Genomic DNA, 21722 nt, shown 5'->3' with positions numbered 1-21722 from the left:
TTCGAGCGGGGATCCTAGCACAGCGACCTCTTCTAATCAGGACGCCAACTAGATCGAAAGAGCATATGAATATGCCCCCGCGTTTGGGCGAAACGCGTTCCCCCCCGTAGGAGCGAGCCTGCTCGCGATGAGCCTGAGAACACCGCGGGGTGTCAGGCTCCCAGCGTTATCGTTGACGACCATCGCGAGCAGGCTCGCTCCTACAGGGATGCGTTTCAGATCGGATTCGGGCAATCGATGAAGATGTGCTCCAGCGCAAAGCGTCGCGCCAGGTAATCCCCCAGTGCCTGAACGCCGTAGCGCTCGGTGGCATGGTGACCGGCGGCGATGAAACTGATGTCGTTTTCCCGGGCACTGTGGAAGGTTTGCTCGGAAGCCTCGCCGCTGAGGTAGAGGTCAACGCCGGCCGAAATGGCCTGATCGATGTAACCCTGGCCGCCACCGGTGCACCAGCCGACGCGGCGGATCATGGCACTGCCTTCGATCAGCAACGGCTCACGCCCCATGACTTCCTGGACGCGACGGGCGAAATCCCGGGGCATCATCGGTTCATTCAGCGAGCCGACCAGGCCGACAATCTTCAGGTTGTCCGGGTCCAGCGGGCCTTCGACGGTGATGTCGAGCTGCCGTGCGAGCTGCACGTTATTGCCGACATCCGGGTGCAGATCCAGCGGCAGGTGATAGGACAACAGGCTGATATCGTGCTTGAGCAGGGTCTTCAAGCGGCGCTGCTTCATGCCGGTGATGCACGGGTTCTCGCCCTTCCAGAAGTAGCCATGATGCACCAGCACCAGGTCGGCATTGGCCTCCACGGCGGCGTCGAGCAAAGCCTGGCTGGCGGTGACGCCACTGACAATGCGCATCACTTGCGGACGGCCCTCGACCTGCAGGCCGTTGGGGCAGTAATCGGCGATTTTGGCGCTGTTGAGGTAACGGTCGGCTTCTTCGACGAGGGTGCTCAGGGCGACGGCCATAAAAGACTCCTAAATATCCCGTTCAGAGGCGCGTGCGGCCTCGTATAATGCGCGTCATTATGAGCGGTCTCATACCGCCTGCAACTCTCTCAGGACGTGCTTAATGCTCAAGGCGCTGCGTTTTTCCGGCTGGCCGCTGTTGGCCGGCGTGCTTGTCGCTCTTTTGATAATCCAGCGTTACCCCGAATGGGTCGGGCTCCCGAGCCTCGACGTCAACCTGCAGCAGGCGCCGCAAACCACCAGCATGCAGCAGGGTCCGGTGTCCTATGCCGACGCCGTGACCACCGCCGCGCCGTCGGTGGTGAACCTCTACACCACCAAAGTCATCAACAAACCCAACCATCCGTTGTTCGAAGATCCGCAGTTCCGGCGCTTCTTCGGCGATAACTCGCCCAAGCAGAAACGCATGGAATCGAGTCTCGGCTCCGGCGTGATCATGAGCCCGGAAGGCTACATCCTGACCAACAACCACGTGACCAGCGGCGCCGACCAGATCGTGGTGGCGCTCAAGGACGGCCGGGAAACCCTGGCGCGGGTGATCGGCAGCGACCCGGAGACTGACCTCGCGGTTCTGAAAATCGACCTGAAAAACCTGCCGTCAATCACCGTGGGGCGCTCCGACAACATCCGCATCGGCGACGTCGCGCTGGCCATCGGCAACCCGTTCGGCGTCGGCCAGACCGTGACCATGGGCATCATCAGCGCCACCGGTCGCAACCAGCTGGGCCTGAACAACTACGAAGACTTCATCCAGACCGACGCCGCCATCAACCCCGGCAACTCCGGCGGTGCGCTGGTGGATGCCATTGGCAACCTGACCGGCATCAACACGGCGATCTTCTCCAAGTCCGGCGGCTCCCAGGGTATCGGTTTCGCGATTCCGGTGAAGCTGGCGATGGAAGTGATGAAGTCGATCATCGAGCACGGCCAGGTGATTCGTGGCTGGCTGGGTATCGAAGTGCAGCCGCTGACCCAGGAATTGGCCGAATCGTTCGGTTTGTCCGGGCGCCCGGGCATTGTCGTGGCGGGGATTTTCCGCGATGGCCCGGCACAGAAGGCCGGCCTGCAACTGGGTGATGTGATTCTTGCCATCGATGGCGAACCGGCCGGAGATGGCCGACGCTCGATGAATCAGGTGGCGCGGATCAAACCGACCGACAAGGTCACGATCCAGGTGATGCGCAACGGCAAGGAGCTCAAGCTGACCGCGGAAATTGGCTTGCGTCCGCCACCGGCACCGGTCAAAGAGAAAGAAGAAGAGTAAGCAGGCGAAACAAACCCCTGTGGGAGCGGGCTTGCTCGCGAAGAACGTTAACGCGGTACATCAGCTACACCGCATTATCGTTCTTCGCGAGCCAGCCTGTTCCCACAAGGGGATAGAGGTGGTTTAGAGGTCGCCCAGGCCGTCGATCAACGCCTGGTTCTGCTCTGGCGTACCGATGGAAATCCGCAGGAACTGGGCAATCCGCTCCTGCTTGAAGTGCCGGACGATCACACCTTGCTCACGCAACTTCGCTGCAAGCGCCGCCGCATCGTGCAGGGGGTGACGGGCGAAAATGAAGTTCGCCGCCGATGGCAGTACTTCAAAACCCTTCTCCTCAAGCTGCGCAACGACCTTCTCGCGATTCTCGATCACCAACCGACAGGTCTTGTCGAAATATTCGCGATCCTCGAACGCGGCAGCGGCGCCGACATTCGCCATGCGGTCCAGCGGATAGGAGTTGAAGCTGTTCTTGATCCGCTCCAGCGCCTCGATCAGGTCCGGATGCCCTACCGCCAGGCCAACCCGCAAGCCGGCCAGTGAACGGGACTTGGACAGGGTCTGGGTCACCAGCAGGTTCGGGTAACGATCGACCAGGGTGATCGCCGTCTCGCCGCCGAAATCGATGTAGGCCTCGTCCACCACGACCACCGAATCCGGGCTGGCCTTGAGGATCTGCTCCACCGCTTCCAGCGCCAGCAGGCAGCCGGTCGGGGCGTTCGGGTTGGGGAAAATGATCCCGCCGTTCGGCCTGGCGTAGTCCGCCGGGTTGATCTGGAACTGCTCATCCAGTGGCACCGCGTCGAACTTGATACCGTATAACCCGCAGTAGACCGGGTAGAAGCTGTAGCTGATGTCCGGGAACAACAGCGGCTGATCGTGCTGCAGCAAACCGTGGAAGATGTGCGCCAGTACTTCATCGGAACCGTTGCCAAGGAAAACCTGGTTACCCTGCACGCCGTAGTATTTGGCGACCGCGTTCTTCAGCAGATCGCTGTTCGGGTCCGGGTACAGGCGCAGGTTGTCATTGAGTTCGGTTTGCATCGCGGCCAAGGCTTTCGGCGATGGACCGTACGGGTTTTCGTTGGTGTTGAGCTTTACCAGTTTTGCCAGCTTCGGCTGCTCACCCGGGACGTAAGGCACCAGATTCTTGACGAACGGGCTCCAGAATTTACTCATGTTCAGTTCCCCTGCTTGTCGTCAACGATGCGATATTCGGCACTACGGGCGTGGGCGGTCAGCGACTCGCCACGGGCCAGCACGGAAGCGGTCTTGCCCAACTCGGAAGCGCCCTGCTCGGAACAGAAGATGATCGACGAGCGCTTCTGGAAGTCGTACACACCCAGCGGCGAAGAGAAGCGCGCAGTGCCAGAGGTCGGCAACACGTGGTTCGGGCCTGCGCAGTAATCACCCAGGGCTTCGGACGTGTGGCGACCCATGAAGATCGCGCCGGCGTGGCGGATCTGCGGCAGCCAGGCTTGCGGATCGGCAACCGACAACTCGAGGTGCTCCGGCGCGATGCGGTTGGCGACTTCGATGGCCTGCGCCATGTCGCGCACCTTGATCAACGCACCTCGGCCATTGATCGAGGTTTCGATGATCGCGGCACGCTCCATGGTCGGCATCAGCTTGGTGATGCTGGCGGCGACCTTGTCGAGGAACTCGGCGTCGGGGCTGACCAGAATGGCCTGGGCGTCTTCGTCGTGTTCGGCCTGGGAGAACAGGTCCATGGCGATCCAGTCCGGATCGGTCTGGCCGTCGCACACCACGAGGATCTCGGAAGGACCGGCGATCATGTCGATGCCGACCTGGCCAAATACGTGGCGCTTGGCAGTGGCGACATAGATGTTGCCCGGACCGACGACCTTGTCGACCTTCGGCACGCTCTCGGTGCCGTAAGCCAATGCGGCAACGGCTTGAGCGCCACCGATGGTGAATACGCGGTCGACGCCGGCGATGCAGGCAGCGGCCAACACCAGCTCGTTGATTTCACCGCGCGGGGTCGGAACGACCATGACCACTTCGGTGACGCCGGCGACCTTGGCCGGAATCGCGTTCATCAACACCGACGAAGGGTACGACGCCTTGCCGCCCGGTACGTATAGACCGGCGCGGTCCAGCGGCGTGACTTTCTGACCCAGCACCGTGCCGTCGGCCTCGGTGTAGCTCCAGGAGTCCTGCTTCTGTTTTTCGTGGTAGCTGCGCACACGAGCGGCGGCAACCTCCAGGGCTTCGCGCTGAGGCACGGAGATGCGGGTGAGCGCCAGTTCCAGACGCTCGCGCGGCAGGATCAGGTCGGCCATGGACTTCACGTCCAGCCCATCGAACTGGCGGGTGAAGTCCACCAGTGCCGCGTCGCCACGCTCACGCACGGCCTTGATGATGTCCAGCACCCGCTGATTGACCGAGTCGTCAGACACACTTTCCCAGCTCAACAGATGATCCAGATGATGCGCGAAATCCGGGTCAGCAGCGTTGAGTCGGCGAATTGCAGTCGGTGCGGTCATAGCGAGAGCCTCATAGGAATGGCAAAAACTCAGGCGCCCGAAGCTAGCACTCCATCCGCTTGGGCACCTGAGAATTCTGGCTATGAGGCGGATAGACGGGCGCGACTTAGCGTCGCGCAGGTGAATCAGCCGCGGTGTCGAGACTCCACTGCCTTGCGCAGGGTGTCGATCAACGCCTGGATACGGGCGTGCTGCATTTTCATCGAAGCCTTGTTGACGATCAGACGGGAGCTGATGGCCGCGATGAAATCCTGTGGCTCCAGGCCGTTGGCCCGCAGCGTGTTACCGGTGTCGACCACGTCGATGATCTTGTCCGCCAGGCCGATCAGCGGCGCCAGCTCCATCGAACCGTAGAGCTTGATGATGTCAACCTGACGGCCCTGCTCGGCGTAGTAGCGCTTGGCAACATTGACGAACTTGGTAGCGATGCGCAGACGGCCCTTGGGCTCGACGGCGCCGACTTTACCGGCGGTCATCAGCTTGCACTGGGCAATTTGCAGGTCCAGCGGCTCGTACAGGCCCTGGCCGCCGTATTCCATCAGCACATCCTTGCCGGCGACGCCGAGGTCGGCAGCACCATGTTCGACATAGGTCGGTACATCGGTGGCACGCACGATCAGCAGACGGACATCGTCCTGAGTCGTGGGAATGATCAGCTTGCGGCTCTTGTCCGGATTCTCGGTCGGCACGATGCCCGCTTCAGCCAGAAGCGGCAAGGTGTCGTCAAGGATGCGGCCCTTGGACAGTGCGATAGTCAGCATGGGAAACGTCAGCCCTTAATCAGGAATCTTATGCCCGGTCGCAATCGGCGCCAGACACGCGTCGAGCCGAAAACCGGCTCGACTTACAACAATTCAACGGGCACTTCCCTGTGCCCATGCAGCGGTACTAGCCCGGAACGCGACGGATCTTGGCGCCCAGCATCTGCAGTTTTTCTTCGATGCACTCGTAGCCACGATCTATGTGGTAGATGCGATCGATCAGCGTGTCGCCTTCGGCGATCAGGGCCGAGATCACCAGGCTGGCCGAAGCACGCAGGTCGGTTGCCATCACTGGCGCGCCCTTGAGCTTTTCGGTACCGGTGACGATCGCGGTGTTGCCTTCGACCTGGATCTTGGCGCCCATGCGGTGCAGCTCGTAGACGTGCATGAAGCGGTTTTCGAAGATCGTCTCGATCACAGCGCCCGTGCCTTCGGCAATGGCGTTGAGGGAGATGAACTGCGCTTGCATGTCGGTCGGGAACGCCGGGTACGGAGCGGTCCGCACGTTAACGGCTTTCGGCCGCTTGCCATGCATGTTGAGCTCGATCCAGTCTTCGCCGGTGGTGATTTCGGCACCGGACTCGCGGAGCTTTTCCAGGACGGCTTCGAGGATGGTCGGATCGGTGTCCTTGACCTTCACACGGCCACCGGTCACCGCCGCCGCCACCAGGTAGGTGCCGGTTTCAATGCGGTCGGGCATCACTTTGTAAGTGGTGGTGTGCAGACGCTCGACGCCATCGATGGTGATGGTATCGGTACCGGCACCGGAGACCTTGGCGCCCATGGCGTTCAGGAAGTTCGCCAGATCGACGACTTCAGGTTCGCGAGCGGCGTTGGCCAGGACGCTGCGGCCCTTGGCCAATGCTGCGGCCATCATGATGTTTTCGGTACCGGTCACGCTGACGGTATCGAAGAAGAAGTGCGCACCGCGCAGGCCGCCTTCAGGCGCCTTGGCCTTGATGTAGCCGCCTTCGACGTCGATGACCGCGCCCATGGCTTCCAGGCCGCGGATGTGCAGGTCAACCGGACGCGAGCCGATGGCGCAACCGCCAGGCAGTGCGACTTCGGCTTCACCGAAACGGGCAACCATCGGGCCCAGTACCAGGATCGATGCACGCATGGTTTTAACCAGTTCGTACGGAGCGATCAGGGTCTTGATGGTGCGCGGATCGATTTCGACGGCCAGTTTCTCGTCGATCACCGGCTCGATACCCATACGACCGAACAGTTCGATCATGGTGGTGATGTCGTGCAGGTGCGGCAGGTTGGCAACGGTCACGGGACCATCGCACAGCAGCGTGGCCGCCAGGATCGGCAGGGCAGAGTTCTTTGCCCCGGAGATGCGGATTTCGCCGTCAAGACGAGCACCGCCAGTAATAATCAATTTATCCATAAGAATCTCGACGCCCTTGGGCTCAGGTGCGCTCGGCCCAGGCCGCGCTGCTGAAAAATTTCATAGTGACCGCATGGATGCTGCCATCGGTGATCCATGGGTTCAAATGGGCATAGATCTGCTGCTGACGCTTCACCGGGCTCAACGCCGCCAGTTCATCGCTAATCACGTTCAGCTGGAAATTGCAGCCTTCGCCCTCGACTTCTACCAACGTTCCGGGCAGCTTTCCTTCTAGGAAGCTCTTCACTTCTACGGCCTGCATGCTCAACCTCAATCGGCGCCCTGTGCGCGCGGGTCGGACATCATACAAAAAAGCCCCGCGCCTGCGAACCCCGCCAAGCAGGACTCAGACGGGGGGCTTCTTTATAGATGCGGGTTAGGGATGCGCCAACAGCTCGGTCATCTCGCTGACCTGAGCGATTTCACGCATGTCTTCCGGCATTCCACGGATACTCAGCGCCTTGCCGGCCGCCTGAGCATCGCGGATGAAACACAGCAGTAACGACAAACCGACACTGCTGGACTTGGTCACCGCCGAGCAATCGACCACCAGCGCCGCGGCCTTGCTGGCCTTGATCAGCGCCTTGCCCTGCTCGCGCAGGCCAGGGCCGGTACGGTAATCCAGCACGCCGCTGAGTCGCAGCTCGCCCGCTTCGTCCATCCGGACTGCCGACTCACTCATTGGGCTGACTGCCCTGGTTTCTGGTCAGTGGCTTCCTTGGCCTTGGCGACTTCCCCGGCCCAACCATTGATGGTCTTGTCCAGGTCGTTGCCATTGCGCTGCATGGCGTCAGCGAACTGATCGCGGAACAGCTTGCCAATGTTGATGCCATTGATGATGACGTTACGCAGCTTCCACTCGCCATTGATCTTTTCAAGCGTGTACGACACTGGATAGATCGCGCCGCTGCTACCCTTGACGACCATGCCAACGCTGGTACGGTCGCCCGACTCGTCTTTGGCCGGCTCAACCGTGATGCCCTGGTTGTTGTACTCCAGCAAGGCATTGCCATAGAACTGGAACAGACCCTTCTTGAAGTTTTCCTCAAAGGTCTTCATTTGCGCAGGCGTGGCTTTGCGCGAGTACTTGACGGTCATGATGCTCTTGGAAATACCTTCGGCGTCCACGACAGGACCGACGATGGTGTTCAGTGCCGTATAGAAGTCCTGCGGGTCCTGCTTGTACTTCTCTTTGTTTGCAGCCAGGTCCGCGAGCATACGATTGGTTGTGTCCTGCACCAGATCGTGCGCCGAGGGCGCCGCTACGGCATGGGACACCAGCGGCAGTGCCGCGAGCAGTACCAACAGGCCACGTCGCAAGGTAGAGATCATTTATACGCTCCTCATTTGGCGTCTTTGCTAACGGTATTGAGCAGGAATTTACCGATCAGGTCCTCGAGCACCAGCGATGACTGCGTGTCATGGATGGTTCCACCATCCTTGAGCAGGGCGTCTTCCCCGCCCACACTGATACCGATGTACTTCTCGCCCAACAGGCCAGCGGTCAGGATAGATGCAGTTGAGTCCGCCGGCAGATTATCGATGCGTTTTTCCAGCTGCATGGTCACCCGACCGGTAAAACTGTCGCGATCCAGATCGATAGCCGTGACCTTGCCGATGGTCACACCGGCCATGGTCACCTTTGCTCTGACAGTCAAACCGGCGATATTGTCAAAGTAGGCGTAAAGTTTATAGGTGTCGGTGCTCGGGCTCGGGGACAGGCCACTGACCCGCAACGCCAACAAGAGCAAAGCCAGGATGCCAGCCAGCAAGAAAAGGCCGACACCGATTTCCAGGGTGCGGTTTTGCATCAGAAATCTCCAAACATCAAGGCGGTCAGAATAAAGTCCAGGCCGAGTACTGCCAACGAGGCATATACAACGGTCTTGGTGGTGGCACGACTGATCCCCTCGGAAGTGGGTTCGCAGTCATAGCCCTGGAATACGGCGATCCAGGTCACGACAAAGGCAAATACGATACTTTTGATGATCCCGTTGAGCACATCCTCGGAGAACGTCACGCTGTTCTGCATGTTCGACCAGTAGGAACCTTCATAGACCCCCAGCCAGTCGACAGCTACCCACGAGCCGCCCCAGATACCCACCACGCTGAAAATCATCGCCAGCACCGGCAAGGAAATGAAACCGGCCCACAAGCGTGGCGCGATGATGTACTTGAGCGGGTCGACCCCGATCATCTCCAGGCTGGACAACTGCTCGGTGGACTTCATGTTGCCGATTTCGGCGGTCAACGCCGAACCTGCGCGCCCGGCGAACAGCAAGGCGGTCACCACCGGCCCCAGCTCACGCAGCAGTGTCAGCGCAACCATCTGCCCGACAGCCTGCTCCGAACCATAGCTGGAAAGAATGTTGAAGCCCTGCAGCGCCAGCACCATGCCGATGAACACCCCGGAGACCACGATGATCACCAGGGACATCACGCCCACCGAATGCAACTGCTTGACCAGCAGCCCGAAGCCGCCACCGATACCGCCCCGACCGAGCAAGGCATGGAACAGGAACAGGGCCGAACGCCCGAACACCGCCAGCACATCGATGCCGGCCTGGCCGAAGCGGCGCACGCGTTCTATCAATGAAATTCTGCGCATCAGCGCTTCCCCAGAAGATCTGCGCGGTAATCCGTCGCTGGAAAGTGGTACGGAACCGGGCCATCGGGTTCACCCGTCATGAACTGCCGAATGCGCGGTTCATCCGAGTTCATCAGCTCGTCCGGGGTCCCCTGCCCCAACACCTGGCCATCGCCCACCACATAAATGTAATCGGCAATGCTCGCGGTCTCGGCCAGATCGTGGGACACCACGATGCTGGTGATGCCCAGCGCATCGTTGAGCAAACGAATCAGGCGCACCAGGACGCCCATGGCGATGGGGTCCTGGCCGACAAAGGGCTCGTCGTACATGAGGATCTGTGGATCGAGAGCAATCGCCCGGGCCAGCGCAACTCGGCGCTTCATGCCGCCGGAAAGCTCGTCGGGCATCAGATCGATGGCACCGCGCAAACCCACGGCCTGCAGCTTGAGCAGGACGATGTCGCGGATCATTTCTTCCGGCAGTTGCGTGTGAACCCGCAGCGGAAAAGCGACGTTCTCGAAGACATCGAGGTCGGTAAACAGTGCGCCGCTCTGAAACAGCACGCCCATATGCTTGCGCGCATCGAACAGGTCACTGCGCGACAGCTTTGGCAGGTTCTGGCCGTTGACCCAGACTTCGCCCTTGGTGGGGCGCAATTGGGCGCCCATCAAACGCAAAAGCGTGGTCTTGCCGCACCCGGAAGGCCCCATGATGCCGGTGACCTTGCCACGCGGGATACGGATATCGACATTATTGAAAATGCTGCGCGCACCGCGCTTGAAGGACAGTCCCTTCAGCTCGACCGCGTAGGCGTTATCGGCACTCATCTAAACTCCTTGCGATGCAGCCTCTCACTCGGACGCCTGGCTTTCTGACGAAAGCACATACCTCCCGGGCAGGCCGAACTGGCGGCGAACTATATCACTGCAAAGGCTGCGCGCCCAAGGCCAAAGCCGAGTCATGTGCAACTGCATAACCGGTTAAAAGCCCCATTTAGAAGGTTTCGGGTAACAAGGAGTGACAATGCGCGACGAACTTGCGTGAGGGATTCGATCATAACCGCTATAATCGCCGCCTTTTCATCAGGCTATACGATTTCTGACATGAGCCAATCCAGCGACCTGATTCAATCTGCACAACGCACCATCCGCCTCGAGGTAGAAGCCGTACAAGGCCTGCTACCCCAAATCGACGCAGATTTCGTACGCGCTTGCGAGATGATTCTGGCCAGCAAAGGCCGCGTGGTCGTGGTCGGCATGGGCAAGTCGGGGCACATCGGCAACAAGATTGCCGCCACCCTGGCCAGCACCGGCACCACGGCCTTTTTTGTGCACCCGGCTGAAGCCAGCCACGGTGACATGGGCATGATTACCCGCGACGACATCATTCTGGCGCTCTCGAACTCCGGTTCCACCAATGAAATCGTGACCCTGCTGCCACTGATCAAGCGCCTGGGCATTCAGCTGATCAGCATGACCGGCAACCCTGGCTCGCCGCTGGCCAAGGCCGCCGAGGTCAACCTCAATGTTCACGTCGAGCACGAAGCCTGCCCGCTGAACCTGGCACCGACCTCGTCGACCACCGCCGCACTGGTCATGGGCGACGCCCTGGCAGTCGCGCTGCTGGAAGCCCGTGGCTTTACCGCCGAAGACTTCGCCTTTTCCCATCCAGGCGGCGCCCTGGGTCGACGCCTGCTACTGAAAGTGGAAAATGTCATGCACGCAGGCCAGGAACTGCCGCAGGTCCAGCGCGGCACCCTGCTCAAGGATGCCCTGATGGAAATGACCCGCAAGGGCCTGGGCATGACCGTCATTCTGGAAGCCGACGGCAAACTGGCCGGAATCTTCACTGACGGTGATTTGCGCCGCACACTGGACCGCAGCATCGATATCCACAGCGCCATCATCGACCAGGTCATGACGGCCCATGGCAAGACCGCACGCGCCGAGATGCTCGCCGCCGAAGCGCTGAAAATCATGGAAGACCATAAAATCAGCGCATTGGTCGTGGTCGACAGCGAAGACCGCCCGGTCGGCGCCCTGAACATGCACGACTTGCTGCGTGCAGGAGTAATGTAATGAGTGCGGACCTGCTGCAACGCGGCAAACAGATCAAGCTGGCGGTGTTCGATGTCGATGGCGTGTTGACCGATGGCCGCCTGTACTTCCTCGAAGACGGCAGCGAATTCAAGACGTTCAACACCCTCGATGGCCAGGGCATCAAGATGCTGATGGCCGCCGGCGTGCAGACCGCCATCATCAGTGGCCGCAAGACCCCGGTGGTCGAGCGGCGCGCCAAAAACCTCGGCATCCCGCATCTGTATCAGGGGCGCGAAGACAAACTGGTGGTGCTCGACGAGCTGTTGGCGCAACTCAACCTGAGCTACGAACAGGTGGCCTACCTCGGCGACGACCTTCCGGACCTGCCGGTGATTCGCCGCGTCGGCCTGGGCATGGCGGTGGCCAATGCCGCCAGTTTCGTGCGTGAACACGCTCACGGCATCACCCTCGCCCGTGGCGGCGAAGGTGCCGCTCGCGAATTCTGCGAATTGATCCTGCGCGCCCAGGACCGCCTCGACGCGGCCAATGCGGCGTACCTGTGAGCCCACTATGCTGAGCAAAAAATTTCGCAACACCCTGATGTTCACTTGCATCGCGGCTATATTTGCCGCGGCTGGCTACTGGAACATCAGCCCGGAACGTTTTCTCGACAAGCCGTTAACGCCGGTCGATGAAAGCATGATCGACTATTACGCCATCAACGCCCACAGCGTGCAGTACCTGCCGGACGGCAAGCTGCAATATGACCTGGTGTCCGACAAGGTCGAGCATCTGAAAGCGACCGAGGTGACACTGCTGACCAACCCTGACCTGAACGTGTTCCGCGGCACTGAATTCCCGTGGCACGTCCAGAGCTTGCGCGGTGAGGTCAACCCCGACGGCACCCAGGTCGAACTGATCGATGACGTACGCATCACGCGCTTCGACGAGAAAAACCGCAAGACCCTGATCACCAGCACCCGCATGACCGTGTTCCCGCAGCAGCAATATGCGCAGACAGAGCAAGACGTTAGAATCGACGGCGCTGGCGGTGTATCGACTGGCAAGGGAATGAAAGCGTATTTGAAAGAAAGCAGGATACACCTGCTATCGAACGTAAGAGGACAGTATGAGGCTCGTTAAAACCCTCCCGATTTTGCTCAGTCTGGGCGCAGCACTGGGAAGCGTGAGCGCCTGGGCTCTGCCGGAAGATCAACAGCAGCCTATCCGCATTCAGGCCGACGATGCCCAACTGGACGACAAGCAAGGTATTGCAACCTATAAGGGTGACGTGATCATCACCCAAGGCTCAATGAAGGTGACCGGCAACACCGTCACCATCACCCGCACGCCGACCGGTGACATCGATGTAGTGACCTCGGTAGGCAACCTGGCGTACTTCGAGCAACTGCAAACCGCTGGCGATCCCAAACCCGTCCAGGGCTGGGGCGTGACCATCCAGTATCACGCGGCACAAAACCGGGTCGTGCTGATTGACAAGGCAAAAGTTGTCGACAAGGACAACAACGTCACCCAGGGCGAGAAAATCGTCTACGACACAGTCAAGAAGCTGGCCAGCGCCGGGCGTGCCACCGGCAGCAAGGTGACCGAGTCGCGTCCGCGCATCGACATGGTGATCCAGCCGAAGAAGAAAACCGACGAGAAAAAGGCCCAGTAATGGCAACTCTGAAAGCTCAGCATCTGGCCAAGAGCTACAAGAGCCGCCAGGTCGTGCGTGATGTCAGCCTGTCCATCGACAGCGGTCAGATCGTCGGCCTGCTTGGCCCTAACGGCGCCGGCAAGACCACCTGCTTCTACATGATCGTCGGCCTGGTGCAGGCCGATCAGGGCCGCGTCCTGATCGATGACCTGGACGTCAGCCACCAGCCGATGCACGGCCGTGCAAAAGCCGGCATTGGCTACCTGCCGCAAGAAGCATCGATCTTCCGCAAACTGTCGGTGGCCGACAACATCATGGCCATCCTCGAGACCCGCAAGGAACTCGACAAGGCCGGTCGGCGCAAAGAGCTGGAAAGCCTGCTGCAGGAATTCCACATCAGCCACATCCGCGACAACCTCGGCATGAGCCTGTCCGGTGGTGAGCGCCGTCGCGTGGAAATCGCCCGCGCCCTGGCCACCAACCCGAAATTCATCCTCCTCGACGAACCCTTCGCCGGCGTGGACCCGATTTCGGTCGGAGACATCAAGCAGATCATTCACCACCTCAAGGCCAAAGGCATTGGCGTGCTGATCACGGACCACAACGTTCGTGAAACCCTGGATATCTGTGAAACCGCCTATATCGTCAATGACGGTCAACTGATCGCCGAAGGCGATGCCGAGACCATCCTGGCCAACCAACTGGTCAAGGAAGTGTACCTGGGCCATGAGTTCCGCCTGTAAACGCTGAGTCGTGCCCAGGCAGTCGCCTGGGCACGTGATCCGCGATACGCCAGCGTTTCATGCGAACAAGCGTGTTCAGCCCTCAAAAAGGGCAGCGCGGCAACACAATTTAATAGTTTTTTATTGTTACAGCGGTCTAGGCAAACCCTTCAGTTTCGGGCATATAATTTGCTTAAGTTTGGCGCCCCGGCGCCCTGTAGTGGATGGCGCATGTGCGCCGGCGAATAAGGTGTTAAGCCCCTGCCATGAAACCATCGCTAGTCTTGAGAATGGGCCAGCAGCTGACGATGACACCGCAGCTGCAACAGGCCATCCGCCTGCTCCAATTGTCGACCCTGGACCTGCAACAGGAAATCCAGGAGGCCCTGGAGTCCAATCCGATGCTCGAACGCCAGGAAGAAGGCGACGACTTCGACAATTCCGACCCCATGGCCGACAACGCCGAACAAAAACCCAACACCGACATCCAGGAACCCTCCTACCAGGAAACCGCCCCGACGGTTGACAGCCTCGATGAGGGTGACTGGAACGAGCGCATCCCCAACGAACTCCCCGTCGACACCGCGTGGGAAGACGTTTACCAGACCAGCGCCAGCAGCCTGCCCAGCAATGACGATGACGAGTGGGACTTCACCACCCGCACCTCTGCCGGTGAAAGCCTGCAAAGCCACTTGCTGTGGCAACTGAACCTGGCACCGATGTCCGACACCGATCGCCTGATCGCCGTGACCCTGATCGACTGCATCAACAATCAGGGCTACCTGGACGAAACCCTCGAGGAAATCCTCGAAGCCTTCGACCCGGAACTGGACATCGAACTGGACGAAATCGAAGCCGTCCTGCACCGCATCCAGCAATTCGAGCCCGCCGGCATCGGCGCCCGCAACCTGGGCGAATGCCTGCTGCTGCAATTGCGCCAGCTACCCGCCAAGACCCCTTGGCTGGCCGAGGCCAAGCGCCTGGTCACCGATTACATCGACCTGCTTGGCAGCCGCGACTACAGCCAGTTGATGCGCCGCATGAAGCTCAAGGAAGACGAGCTGCGCCAGGTCATCGAGCTGGTCCAGAGCCTCAACCCGCGCCCGGGCTCGCAGATCGAGTCCACCGAAGCCGAGTACGTCGTTCCTGACGTTATCGTGCGCAAGGACAACGAGCGCTGGCTGGTGGAGCTGAATCAGGAGTCGGTGCCACGGCTGCGGGTCAACGCCCAGTATGCCGGTTTCGTGCGCCGCGCCGACACCAGCGCCGACAACACCTTCATGCGCAATCAGTTGCAGGAGGCCCGCTGGTTCATCAAGAGCCTGCAAAGCCGCAATGAAACCCTGATGAAGGTTGCCACCCAGATCGTCGAGCATCAGCGCGGATTCCTCGAATATGGCGACGAAGCCATGAAGCCGCTGGTCCTGCATGACATCGCCGAAGCGGTCGGCATGCATGAGTCGACGATTTCACGGGTGACCACCCAGAAGTTCATGCACACCCCCCGGGGAATATATGAACTGAAATACTTTTTCTCCAGCCATGTCAGCACCTCCGAAGGCGGCGAATGCTCGTCCACGGCGATCCGCGCGATCATCAAAAAACTGGTTGCCGCGGAAAATCAGAAAAAGCCGTTGAGTGACAGCAAGATCGCTGGTTTACTGGAGGCACAAGGCATTCAGGTGGCTCGCCGCACCGTCGCCAAGTACCGCGAATCTTTGGGGATCGCGCCTTCGAGCGAACGTAAGCGGTTGATGTAGGGCCACGCCACAGCGTTCCAGTGGTAGATCATCTGATCTACCGCTTTATGCACTGGCAACGAAGGAGAAGCTGTATGCAAGTCAACATCAGTGGACACCAACTGGAAGTGACCGAACCTCTTCGCACCTACATCGGCGAAAAACTCGAACGATTGGAGCGACATTTCGACAAGATCACTAACGTACAGGTCACGATGACCGTCGAAAAGCTGAAGCAGAAAATCGAAGCCACGCTGCATATTCCCGGGAATGAAGTGGTCGCAAACGCGGAACATACTGATATGTACGCGGCGATCGACGCACTCACCGACAAGCTGGATAAACAACTCAAAAAGCATAAGGAAAAGACCCAGAGCCTCCTTCAGGGCGCAACCGGTCGTTAACACTCCCAACCCATGATCCGACTTGAAAGTATCCTGACCCCCGGCCGTTCCCTGGTGAACGTGCCGGGTGGCAGTAAAAAGAAAGCCCTCGAACAAATTGCCAATCTGATCGCCCGCGAAGTGCCGGCTCTGGAGATGCAAGATGTCTTCGAGGCTCTGATTGCCCGTGAAAAACTCGGTTCCACCGGTTTTGGCAACGGCATCGCTATTCCACATTGCCGTCTCAAGGGTTGTGTTTCGCCCATCAGTGCACTGATGCACCTGGACGCCCCTATCGATTTCGACGCCATCGACGGCGCACCGGTTGACCTGCTGTTCGTACTGCTGGTCCCGGAAGCCGCCACCGATGCGCACCTTGAGCTGCTGCGACAGATCGCCAGCATGCTCGACCGCAAGGAAGTTCGCGAAAAACTGCGTAGTGCTACAAGCAACGAAGCCCTGTATCAGGTTGTCCTGGACGAGCAAAACGGTCAGTAATCATGCGCTTGATCATCGTCAGTGGCCGTTCCGGCTCAGGTAAAAGTACCGCCCTCAACGTTCTTGAGGACAACGGCTACTACTGCATCGACAATCTGCCTGCCGGCCTGCTCCCGGAACTGGCCGAACGAGCGTTGATTCATACCGAGCTATTGCAGCCGTTGGTCGCCGTTTCCATTGACGCCCGCAACCTGCCCAGCCACCTGTCACGCTTCCCCGACCTGCTCGAGGAAGTCCGCAGCCGCCACATCCAGTGCGATGTCCTGTATCTGGACGCCGACGAAGAAACCCTGCTCAAGCGCTTCTCGGAAACCCGCCGACGTCACCCCCTGACCAACGCCAACCGCTCGCTGGCCGAAGCCATCAGCGTCGAGAGCGCCCTGCTCGGGCCGATTGCCGACCTCGCCGATCTCAAGATCAACACCACCAGCCTGAACCTGTACCAACTGCGCGACGCCATCAAGCTGCGCCTGTTGAATCAGCCAGAACCCGGCACTGCGTTCCTGGTGGAGTCCTTCGGGTTCAAGCGTGGGATGCCGGTGGACGCCGACCTGGTGTTCGATGTGCGCTGCCTGCCCAACCCTTACTGGAAGCCGGAATTGCGCGAGCAGTCCGGGCTCGATCTACCGGTTGCCGAGTATCTGGCGGCACAGCCGGATGTCGAAGAGATGTTCCAGGACATTTCCACATACCTGCTAAAGTGGCTGCCTCGTTTTGCCGCCAGCAACCGCGCCTACGTCACCATTGCCATTGGCTGCACTGGCGGACATCACCGCTCCGTCTATCTGACCGAGCGTCTGGGACAGGTGCTGCAAAAATCACTGAAGAACGTCCAGGTTCGCCACCGCGACCTCAGCTAAAGGATTCACACCGCGATGCCTGCTCTGGAAATCGAAATCATCAACAAGCTGGGCCTGCATGCCCGCGCTTCTGCAAAATTCGTTGGGGTAGCGGGTCAGTTCCCATGCCAGATCCGCGCCGGTCGCACGCCGGAATCGATGGTCGATGGCAAAAGCATCATGGCGATGATGATGCTGGCCGCCGGCAAAGGCACCACGATCCACTTGAGCACAGAAGGCGAGCAGGAACAGGAAGCGCTGAATGCGCTGGTGGCGTTGATCAACAACTTCTTTGACGAAGGCGAGTAATCCCGCCGAGGGAGCTTTTGTGGCGAGGGGGCTTGCCCCCGTTGGGTCGCGAAGCGGCCCCAAACCGGGTCATCGCAATGCACCAGATACACCGCGTTTGCTGATTTTTACGACTGCTGCGCAGCCGAACGGGGCGATGCGGCGTTCCGACAAGCCCCCTCGCCACAAGAGCCCCTCCCCACAAAGCAACACCACAAATCACGCCAGCGCCGTATCCATCACCATCATCAAACAAAACCCCATCAGCAACCCAAGGCTGGCAAGCTTGTCGTGACCATTGCGACGCGACTCGGGAATCACTTCGTGAGTCACCACCAGCAACATCGCCCCCGCCGCCAGCGCCAGGCCCAAAGGCAGCAGCAACTCTGCCAGACTCACCAGCCAGGCGCACAATAGCGCGAACACCGGTTCGACCAACCCTGATGCGGCACCGATCAGGAACGCCTTGACCCGGGACATCCCTGCCCCAGCCAGCACCAACGCGATCACCAATCCTTCCGGCACATCCTGCAGGGCAATACCCATCGCCAGGCTGTCGGCATCAGCCATGCCGCCACCGGCGGAAACGCCGACCGCCATGCCTTCGGGGATGTTGTGGGCAATGATCGCAAACACAAACAGCCAGATGCGCGGAGGAATGACCGGCCGCTCCAGGGTACCGACCAGCATTTCCGGGCTGGCACCGGAGACCTTCCGGTCCACAAGGAACAACCCGAACGCGCCGAGCATGATGCCGAAGCTGATCAGCCCGCTGGACGCCCAGGGTGACAAGCCAAGCCCTTCGGCGGCAGCAATGCCCGGAACGATCAACGAAAATGCCGTTGCCGCAAGCATCACGCCAGCGCCAAAACCCAGCAAAGTGTCGCTGAGCATCTGCGGCATGCGCCGAATCACCAATACCGGTACCGCACCGAGCGCGGTACCCAGGGCGCAGATCGCACCGCCCTGCAATGCACGCAGCAACTTCGGCTCAAGGTCGAGCCATGCCAGACCATGGGCAACCAATAGGCTCATTCCCGCCAGCAGTAACAGCGATCCAAACGCGTAACGAAACATCCGCCCACTTCCGATCGCCAGTGTTTCAGTGCCCATAGCCCAGCCTTGGATTGTTTTTACAGATGACTTAAACCAGTGTGGCCTGATAGCGCGCAGCGACTTCCGGCCAATTGATCACGTTGTAGAACGCGCTGATGTATTCCGGACGACGGTTCTGATAGCGCAGGTAATAGGCGTGCTCCCAGACGTCGAGGCCCAGAATCGGTGTATTGCCGTTCATTAACGGGCTGTCCTGGTTTCCGCTGCTTTCCACCAGCAGGGTCTTTTGCGGGGTCACGCTCAGCCAGGCCCAGCCACTGCCAAAGCGGGTCAGTGCAGCCTTGGTGAACGCTTCCTTGAAGCTGTCGAGACCACCCAATTGCTCATCGATAGCCTTGGCCAGCGCCCCTTCGGGTTTGCCACCGCCGCCGGGCGCCATGACTTCCCAGAACAACGAATGGTTGGCGTGGCCGCCCCCTTGGTTGATCACCGCCGCGCGCAGCTTTTCCGGCAGTTGCTGAACGGCGGACACCAGTTTCTCCACCGGCCACTCGGCATACTCGGTGCCCTCGACGGCCGCGTTGAGGTTGTTGATGTAGGTCTGGTGGTGCTTGGTGTAGTGGATTTCCATGGTCTGCGCATCGATGTGCGGTTCCAGGGCGTCGTAGGCGTACGGCAAGGCAGGCAAGGTAAAAGCCATGTTCAATGGACTCCATGATGATGAGGCGCAGGCGAAGCGACATCGATGTGCAACAGTCGATGGGTGCGCGGATATTCGCCGTGTTCACTGATGAAATTCAGCAGCTCGACGTAGGTCTTGCTGCTCTGGCGCAACGCGGCTTCACGCAAGGCCTGCGGCAGTCGTGGGTCCTGCATGGTCTGCAACAGCCGTTGATGGACGGCGCACAGGTATTCGGCGCTCTCCTCCGGCTGGTTCAGACGCAAGTGCAGGTCCGCCAGGTTGTGATGGGAAATCACGCAGGCCGCCACCGCTTCGTCGGCATCCGCCCAGCGCTCGAACAACACCTGGGCCAGGGCCAATGCCTGCAGGTACGCCTCGCGGGCATCGACCAGTTCGCCCAGCATGAAAAAGCGATTGGCTCTTTCGATCGTGCGTTTCCAGTGCTCCATGGTGCACCTCCAAAGCGGTAGCGGGGCTTACACGCCGCCCGCGGTGAGTTTTTCCGGGTTGAGCAATTCTTCCAGTTGGCCGCGTGACAGATCGGTGTGTTCCAGCGCAACGTCGATCACCGGCCGGCCCTGCTGATAAGCCTTCTTGGCAATCTCGGCAGCTTTCTGGTAACCGATGATCGGGTTGAGCGCGGTGACCAGAATCGGGTTGCGAGACAACGCTTCCTTGATCCGGCCTTCGTTGACCTTGAAGCTGGCGATGGCCTTGTCCGCCAGCAGGCGGCTGGAGTTGGCCAGCAACTCGATACTGCTCAGCAGGTTCTGGGCGATGATCGGCAGCATCACGTTCAGTTCAAAGTTGCCCGACTGCCCAGCGATGGTGATCACGCTGTCGTTGCCGATGACCTGAGCCGCGACCATCGCGGTGGCCTCGGGAATCACCGGGTTGACCTTGCCGGGCATGATCGAGGAACCCGGTTGCAGCGCTTCCAGTTCGATCTCGCCAAGGCCGGCCAGGGGGCCGGAGTTCATCCAGCGCAGGTCATTGGCGATTTTCATCAGCGACACGGCAGTAGCCTTCAGTTGCCCGGAGACCGCGACGGCGGTGTCCTGGGAACCGATCAGCGCGAACAGGTCCTTGCCTGGCTGGAACTCAACCTGGGTCAATTTGCTCAGCTGCTGGCTGAAACGCGCCGCGAACTCGGGGTGGGCGTTGACACCCGTGCCCACCGCCGTGCCGCCCTGGGCCAGGGCTTGCAGGCTTGGCTGCAAGTCTTGCAGATGGCCGATATTGGCCTTGAGCTGCTGCGCCCAACCGTTGAGCACCTGGCTCATGCGCACCGGCATGGCGTCCATCAGGTGCGTACGCCCGGTCTTGACGTGGTGATGAACCTGCCCGGCCTTGCGCTCGATGACCTGCACCAGATGCGTCAACGCCGGCAGCAATTGCTCATGCAACGCCAGCGCGGCACTGACGTGGATGGTGGTCGGGATGATGTCGTTGCTGCTTTGCCCGCAGTTGACGTGATCGTTGGGGTTCACCGCCTCGCCGAGCAAGCGGCTGGCCAGCGTGGCGATCACTTCGTTGGCATTCATGTTGGAGCTGGTACCGGAACCGGTCTGGAAGACATCCACCGGGAAATGCTGCATGAAATCGCCTTCGAGCAGACCCTGGGCCGCATCGACAATGGCTTTGCCCTGGGCTTCGCCGATCTGCTTGAGCTCGACATTGGTGCGTGCCGCTGCCGCCTTCGCCAGGATCAGCGCGCGGATGAACTGCACCGGCATCGGTTTGCCGCTGATCGGGAAGTTATCCACCGCACGTTGCGTCTGCGCGCCGTACAGGGCGTCTTCCGGGACGTTCAATTCGCCCATGCTGTCGCGTTCGATACGGGTATTACTCATCGGGAGATCCTTGCATCAGTTCTATGAGAGGAATCGAGGGCTGCAACTCACAGGTAGCGAGTTGCCAGGTGTAGCTCTGCCAGCGCTTGAGGCGGCATTTGCACAACGAGAGGCGTTCCAGTTCGCGCAGTGGGCGCCAGGCCTGGTCAAGGCAGTAAGTGCGCCAGTGCCACGGCAGCGCGACATCGGCGGCGGTATCGAGCAACAAACGGAAGGAAGTTTCGGCGACGGTCCAGGGTGAGGTTGCCGTGCAAGCTGCCAGATACCGGCCTTCGGCCAGGTAGTGATCGATCAGGCGAGGCTCGTCGGGGTTCATCGCGCAACGGATCTGGCGACTCATCCAGCGCCAGCTTTCGAGGTAAGGATGCTCGTGCAAGGCAGAACTCATGATCCGGGGCTCATTCGGTAATGAGATTTATTATTAAATGATAATGAGAAACAAAACAAGACTGACAGGGTAAGTGACCTCCTGTGGGA

At 60.1% G+C, this 21722-nt stretch carries 27 protein-coding genes; 11 read left to right on the top strand and 16 right to left on the bottom strand.

Annotation, left to right across the window (positions count from 1 at the left end):
• Positions 1–215 precede the first annotated feature (215 nt).
• On the bottom strand, positions 216–974 hold the full coding sequence (locus tag QMK54_RS04315) for a Nif3-like dinuclear metal center hexameric protein (protein WP_150718670.1): 759 nt from the start codon (positions 972–974) through the stop codon (positions 216–218).
• Positions 975–1077: 103 nt separating this feature from the next.
• Here QMK54_RS04315 and algW point away from each other — a divergent pair, with 103 nt between their 5' ends.
• Positions 1078–2238, top strand: a complete 1161-nt coding sequence (gene algW / locus QMK54_RS04310; RefSeq protein ID WP_110660541.1) for a Do family serine endopeptidase AlgW — start codon at positions 1078–1080, stop codon at positions 2236–2238.
• Between the two features lie 123 nt (positions 2239–2361).
• Here algW and hisC read toward each other — a convergent pair whose 3' ends face one another.
• The 10 genes from hisC to QMK54_RS04260 all read right to left on the bottom strand — a co-directional run bounded on the left by hisC (position 2362) and on the right by QMK54_RS04260 (position 10313).
• Positions 2362–3414, bottom strand: coding sequence for a histidinol-phosphate transaminase (hisC, locus tag QMK54_RS04305; RefSeq protein ID WP_320402119.1), 1053 nt, complete (start codon positions 3412–3414; stop codon positions 2362–2364).
• Between the two features lie 2 nt (positions 3415–3416).
• Positions 3417–4742: a histidinol dehydrogenase gene (gene hisD / locus QMK54_RS04300; protein ID WP_223589166.1), complete on the bottom strand. Its 1326-nt coding sequence runs from the start codon at positions 4740–4742 to the stop codon at positions 3417–3419.
• Between the two features lie 125 nt (positions 4743–4867).
• Positions 4868–5503: an ATP phosphoribosyltransferase gene (gene hisG / locus QMK54_RS04295; protein ID WP_007970278.1), complete on the bottom strand. Its 636-nt coding sequence runs from the start codon at positions 5501–5503 to the stop codon at positions 4868–4870.
• Between the two features lie 127 nt (positions 5504–5630).
• Positions 5631–6896 (bottom strand): UDP-N-acetylglucosamine 1-carboxyvinyltransferase, encoded by a 1266-nt coding sequence (murA, locus tag QMK54_RS04290; protein WP_110659054.1) that lies wholly within the window; start codon positions 6894–6896, stop codon positions 5631–5633.
• A gap of 22 nt (positions 6897–6918) precedes the next feature.
• Complete coding sequence (locus QMK54_RS04285) at positions 6919–7158, bottom strand: BolA family protein (protein ID WP_007912386.1); 240 nt, start codon at positions 7156–7158, stop codon at positions 6919–6921.
• A gap of 114 nt (positions 7159–7272) precedes the next feature.
• Entirely contained in the window at positions 7273–7578 is a 306-nt protein-coding gene (locus QMK54_RS04280) for a lipid asymmetry maintenance protein MlaB (protein ID WP_110659052.1), read from the bottom strand.
• Positions 7575–8228 (bottom strand): phospholipid-binding protein MlaC, encoded by a 654-nt coding sequence (locus tag QMK54_RS04275; RefSeq protein WP_110659050.1) that lies wholly within the window; start codon positions 8226–8228, stop codon positions 7575–7577. The genes QMK54_RS04280 and QMK54_RS04275 overlap by 4 nt, the downstream gene beginning before the upstream one ends.
• Before the next feature lie 11 nt (positions 8229–8239).
• Complete coding sequence (gene mlaD / locus QMK54_RS04270; protein ID WP_110659048.1) at positions 8240–8707, bottom strand: outer membrane lipid asymmetry maintenance protein MlaD; 468 nt, start codon at positions 8705–8707, stop codon at positions 8240–8242.
• Entirely contained in the window at positions 8707–9504 is a 798-nt protein-coding gene (gene mlaE, locus QMK54_RS04265; protein ID WP_110659046.1) for a lipid asymmetry maintenance ABC transporter permease subunit MlaE, read from the bottom strand. The genes mlaD and mlaE overlap by 1 nt, the downstream gene beginning before the upstream one ends.
• A complete protein-coding gene (locus QMK54_RS04260; RefSeq protein WP_110659044.1) occupies positions 9504–10313 on the bottom strand; it encodes an ATP-binding cassette domain-containing protein in 810 nt (269 codons plus the stop codon). The genes mlaE and QMK54_RS04260 overlap by 1 nt, the downstream gene beginning before the upstream one ends.
• A gap of 276 nt (positions 10314–10589) precedes the next feature.
• Between QMK54_RS04260 and QMK54_RS04255 the strand changes: the two genes are divergently transcribed.
• From QMK54_RS04255 to QMK54_RS04210, 10 genes are all read left to right on the top strand, one after another.
• Entirely contained in the window at positions 10590–11564 is a 975-nt protein-coding gene (locus QMK54_RS04255; protein ID WP_110659042.1) for a KpsF/GutQ family sugar-phosphate isomerase, read from the top strand.
• Positions 11564–12088: a KdsC family phosphatase gene (locus QMK54_RS04250; RefSeq protein ID WP_008018712.1), complete on the top strand. Its 525-nt coding sequence runs from the start codon at positions 11564–11566 to the stop codon at positions 12086–12088. The genes QMK54_RS04255 and QMK54_RS04250 overlap by 1 nt, the downstream gene beginning before the upstream one ends.
• 7 nt (positions 12089–12095) lie before the next feature.
• Positions 12096–12668, top strand: coding sequence for an LPS export ABC transporter periplasmic protein LptC (lptC, locus tag QMK54_RS04245; RefSeq protein WP_320402118.1), 573 nt, complete (start codon positions 12096–12098; stop codon positions 12666–12668).
• Positions 12655–13203, top strand: a complete 549-nt coding sequence (gene lptA / locus QMK54_RS04240; RefSeq protein ID WP_110659036.1) for a lipopolysaccharide transport periplasmic protein LptA — start codon at positions 12655–12657, stop codon at positions 13201–13203. Before lptC ends, lptA begins: the two co-directional genes overlap by 14 nt.
• Positions 13203–13928, top strand: coding sequence for an LPS export ABC transporter ATP-binding protein (gene lptB, locus QMK54_RS04235; RefSeq protein ID WP_103394162.1), 726 nt, complete (start codon positions 13203–13205; stop codon positions 13926–13928). The genes lptA and lptB overlap by 1 nt, the downstream gene beginning before the upstream one ends.
• A gap of 245 nt (positions 13929–14173) precedes the next feature.
• Positions 14174–15667, top strand: coding sequence for an RNA polymerase factor sigma-54 (locus QMK54_RS04230; RefSeq protein ID WP_110659034.1), 1494 nt, complete (start codon positions 14174–14176; stop codon positions 15665–15667).
• 74 nt (positions 15668–15741) lie between these two features.
• On the top strand, positions 15742–16050 hold the full coding sequence (gene hpf / locus QMK54_RS04225; RefSeq protein WP_007941242.1) for a ribosome hibernation-promoting factor, HPF/YfiA family: 309 nt from the start codon (positions 15742–15744) through the stop codon (positions 16048–16050).
• A 12-nt stretch (positions 16051–16062) separates the two neighbouring features.
• Positions 16063–16527 (top strand): PTS IIA-like nitrogen regulatory protein PtsN, encoded by a 465-nt coding sequence (ptsN, locus tag QMK54_RS04220; RefSeq protein ID WP_110659033.1) that lies wholly within the window; start codon positions 16063–16065, stop codon positions 16525–16527.
• Positions 16528–16529: 2 nt separating this feature from the next.
• Positions 16530–17387 carry an RNase adapter RapZ gene (rapZ, locus tag QMK54_RS04215; protein ID WP_110659031.1) on the top strand — a complete coding sequence of 286 codons (858 nt, stop codon included), beginning with the start codon at positions 16530–16532 and terminating at the stop codon, positions 17385–17387.
• 15 nt (positions 17388–17402) lie between these two features.
• Entirely contained in the window at positions 17403–17675 is a 273-nt protein-coding gene (locus QMK54_RS04210; protein WP_046040042.1) for an HPr family phosphocarrier protein, read from the top strand.
• A gap of 198 nt (positions 17676–17873) precedes the next feature.
• Here QMK54_RS04210 and QMK54_RS04205 read toward each other — a convergent pair whose 3' ends face one another.
• Genes QMK54_RS04205 through QMK54_RS04185 form a run of 5 tightly spaced genes read right to left on the bottom strand, consistent with a single transcriptional unit; the run spans position 17874 to position 21633 of the window.
• Positions 17874–18767 (bottom strand): ZIP family metal transporter, encoded by an 894-nt coding sequence (locus QMK54_RS04205; protein ID WP_110659029.1) that lies wholly within the window; start codon positions 18765–18767, stop codon positions 17874–17876.
• A 31-nt stretch (positions 18768–18798) separates the two neighbouring features.
• Positions 18799–19410, bottom strand: a complete 612-nt coding sequence (locus tag QMK54_RS04200; RefSeq protein ID WP_110659027.1) for a superoxide dismutase — start codon at positions 19408–19410, stop codon at positions 18799–18801.
• 2 nt (positions 19411–19412) lie between these two features.
• Complete coding sequence (locus tag QMK54_RS04195) at positions 19413–19841, bottom strand: hypothetical protein (RefSeq protein WP_110659025.1); 429 nt, start codon at positions 19839–19841, stop codon at positions 19413–19415.
• A gap of 27 nt (positions 19842–19868) precedes the next feature.
• Entirely contained in the window at positions 19869–21245 is a 1377-nt protein-coding gene (locus tag QMK54_RS04190; RefSeq protein WP_223589153.1) for a class II fumarate hydratase, read from the bottom strand.
• On the bottom strand, positions 21238–21633 hold the full coding sequence (locus QMK54_RS04185) for a FagA protein (protein WP_110659022.1): 396 nt from the start codon (positions 21631–21633) through the stop codon (positions 21238–21240). Before QMK54_RS04185 ends, QMK54_RS04190 begins: the two co-directional genes overlap by 8 nt.
• Between the last annotated feature and the right edge of the window lie 89 nt (positions 21634–21722).

Origin of the sequence: Pseudomonas sp. P5_109, assembly GCF_034009455.1 — a bacterium.
In the GTDB taxonomy this organism is placed as follows: domain Bacteria; phylum Pseudomonadota; class Gammaproteobacteria; order Pseudomonadales; family Pseudomonadaceae; genus Aquipseudomonas.
This window is presented reverse-complemented; position numbering and strand designations above follow the sequence as displayed.

Excerpts from the sequence above, each read along its gene's own strand:
- mlaE (WP_110659046.1), bottom strand. The coding sequence starts at position 9,504 with ATGCGCAGAATTTCATTGATAGAACGCGTGCGCCGCTTCGGCCAGGCC.
- lptC (WP_320402118.1), top strand. The coding sequence starts at position 12,096 with ATGCTGAGCAAAAAATTTCGCAACACCCTGATGTTCACTTGCATCGCG.
- hpf (WP_007941242.1), top strand. The coding sequence starts at position 15,742 with ATGCAAGTCAACATCAGTGGACACCAACTGGAAGTGACCGAACCTCTT.
- rapZ (WP_110659031.1), top strand. The coding sequence starts at position 16,530 with ATGCGCTTGATCATCGTCAGTGGCCGTTCCGGCTCAGGTAAAAGTACC.
- QMK54_RS04195 (WP_110659025.1), bottom strand. The coding sequence starts at position 19,841 with ATGGAGCACTGGAAACGCACGATCGAAAGAGCCAATCGCTTTTTCATG.
- QMK54_RS04210 (WP_046040042.1), top strand. The coding sequence starts at position 17,403 with ATGCCTGCTCTGGAAATCGAAATCATCAACAAGCTGGGCCTGCATGCC.
- QMK54_RS04190 (WP_223589153.1), bottom strand. The coding sequence starts at position 21,245 with ATGAGTAATACCCGTATCGAACGCGACAGCATGGGCGAATTGAACGTC.
- QMK54_RS04185 (WP_110659022.1), bottom strand. The coding sequence starts at position 21,633 with ATGAGTTCTGCCTTGCACGAGCATCCTTACCTCGAAAGCTGGCGCTGG.
- QMK54_RS04255 (WP_110659042.1), top strand. The coding sequence starts at position 10,590 with ATGAGCCAATCCAGCGACCTGATTCAATCTGCACAACGCACCATCCGC.
- hisD (WP_223589166.1), bottom strand. The coding sequence starts at position 4,742 with ATGACCGCACCGACTGCAATTCGCCGACTCAACGCTGCTGACCCGGAT.
- QMK54_RS04250 (WP_008018712.1), top strand. The coding sequence starts at position 11,564 with ATGAGTGCGGACCTGCTGCAACGCGGCAAACAGATCAAGCTGGCGGTG.
- QMK54_RS04275 (WP_110659050.1), bottom strand. The coding sequence starts at position 8,228 with ATGATCTCTACCTTGCGACGTGGCCTGTTGGTACTGCTCGCGGCACTG.
- mlaD (WP_110659048.1), bottom strand. The coding sequence starts at position 8,707 with ATGCAAAACCGCACCCTGGAAATCGGTGTCGGCCTTTTCTTGCTGGCT.
- QMK54_RS04230 (WP_110659034.1), top strand. The coding sequence starts at position 14,174 with ATGAAACCATCGCTAGTCTTGAGAATGGGCCAGCAGCTGACGATGACA.
- QMK54_RS04315 (WP_150718670.1), bottom strand. The coding sequence starts at position 974 with ATGGCCGTCGCCCTGAGCACCCTCGTCGAAGAAGCCGACCGTTACCTC.
- algW (WP_110660541.1), top strand. The coding sequence starts at position 1,078 with ATGCTCAAGGCGCTGCGTTTTTCCGGCTGGCCGCTGTTGGCCGGCGTG.
- hisG (WP_007970278.1), bottom strand. The coding sequence starts at position 5,503 with ATGCTGACTATCGCACTGTCCAAGGGCCGCATCCTTGACGACACCTTG.
- hisC (WP_320402119.1), bottom strand. The coding sequence starts at position 3,414 with ATGAGTAAATTCTGGAGCCCGTTCGTCAAGAATCTGGTGCCTTACGTC.
- QMK54_RS04285 (WP_007912386.1), bottom strand. The coding sequence starts at position 7,158 with ATGCAGGCCGTAGAAGTGAAGAGCTTCCTAGAAGGAAAGCTGCCCGGA.
- lptB (WP_103394162.1), top strand. The coding sequence starts at position 13,203 with ATGGCAACTCTGAAAGCTCAGCATCTGGCCAAGAGCTACAAGAGCCGC.
- ptsN (WP_110659033.1), top strand. The coding sequence starts at position 16,063 with ATGATCCGACTTGAAAGTATCCTGACCCCCGGCCGTTCCCTGGTGAAC.
- murA (WP_110659054.1), bottom strand. The coding sequence starts at position 6,896 with ATGGATAAATTGATTATTACTGGCGGTGCTCGTCTTGACGGCGAAATC.
- QMK54_RS04200 (WP_110659027.1), bottom strand. The coding sequence starts at position 19,410 with ATGGCTTTTACCTTGCCTGCCTTGCCGTACGCCTACGACGCCCTGGAA.
- lptA (WP_110659036.1), top strand. The coding sequence starts at position 12,655 with ATGAGGCTCGTTAAAACCCTCCCGATTTTGCTCAGTCTGGGCGCAGCA.
- QMK54_RS04260 (WP_110659044.1), bottom strand. The coding sequence starts at position 10,313 with ATGAGTGCCGATAACGCCTACGCGGTCGAGCTGAAGGGACTGTCCTTC.
- QMK54_RS04280 (WP_110659052.1), bottom strand. The coding sequence starts at position 7,578 with ATGAGTGAGTCGGCAGTCCGGATGGACGAAGCGGGCGAGCTGCGACTC.
- QMK54_RS04205 (WP_110659029.1), bottom strand. The coding sequence starts at position 18,767 with ATGGGCACTGAAACACTGGCGATCGGAAGTGGGCGGATGTTTCGTTAC.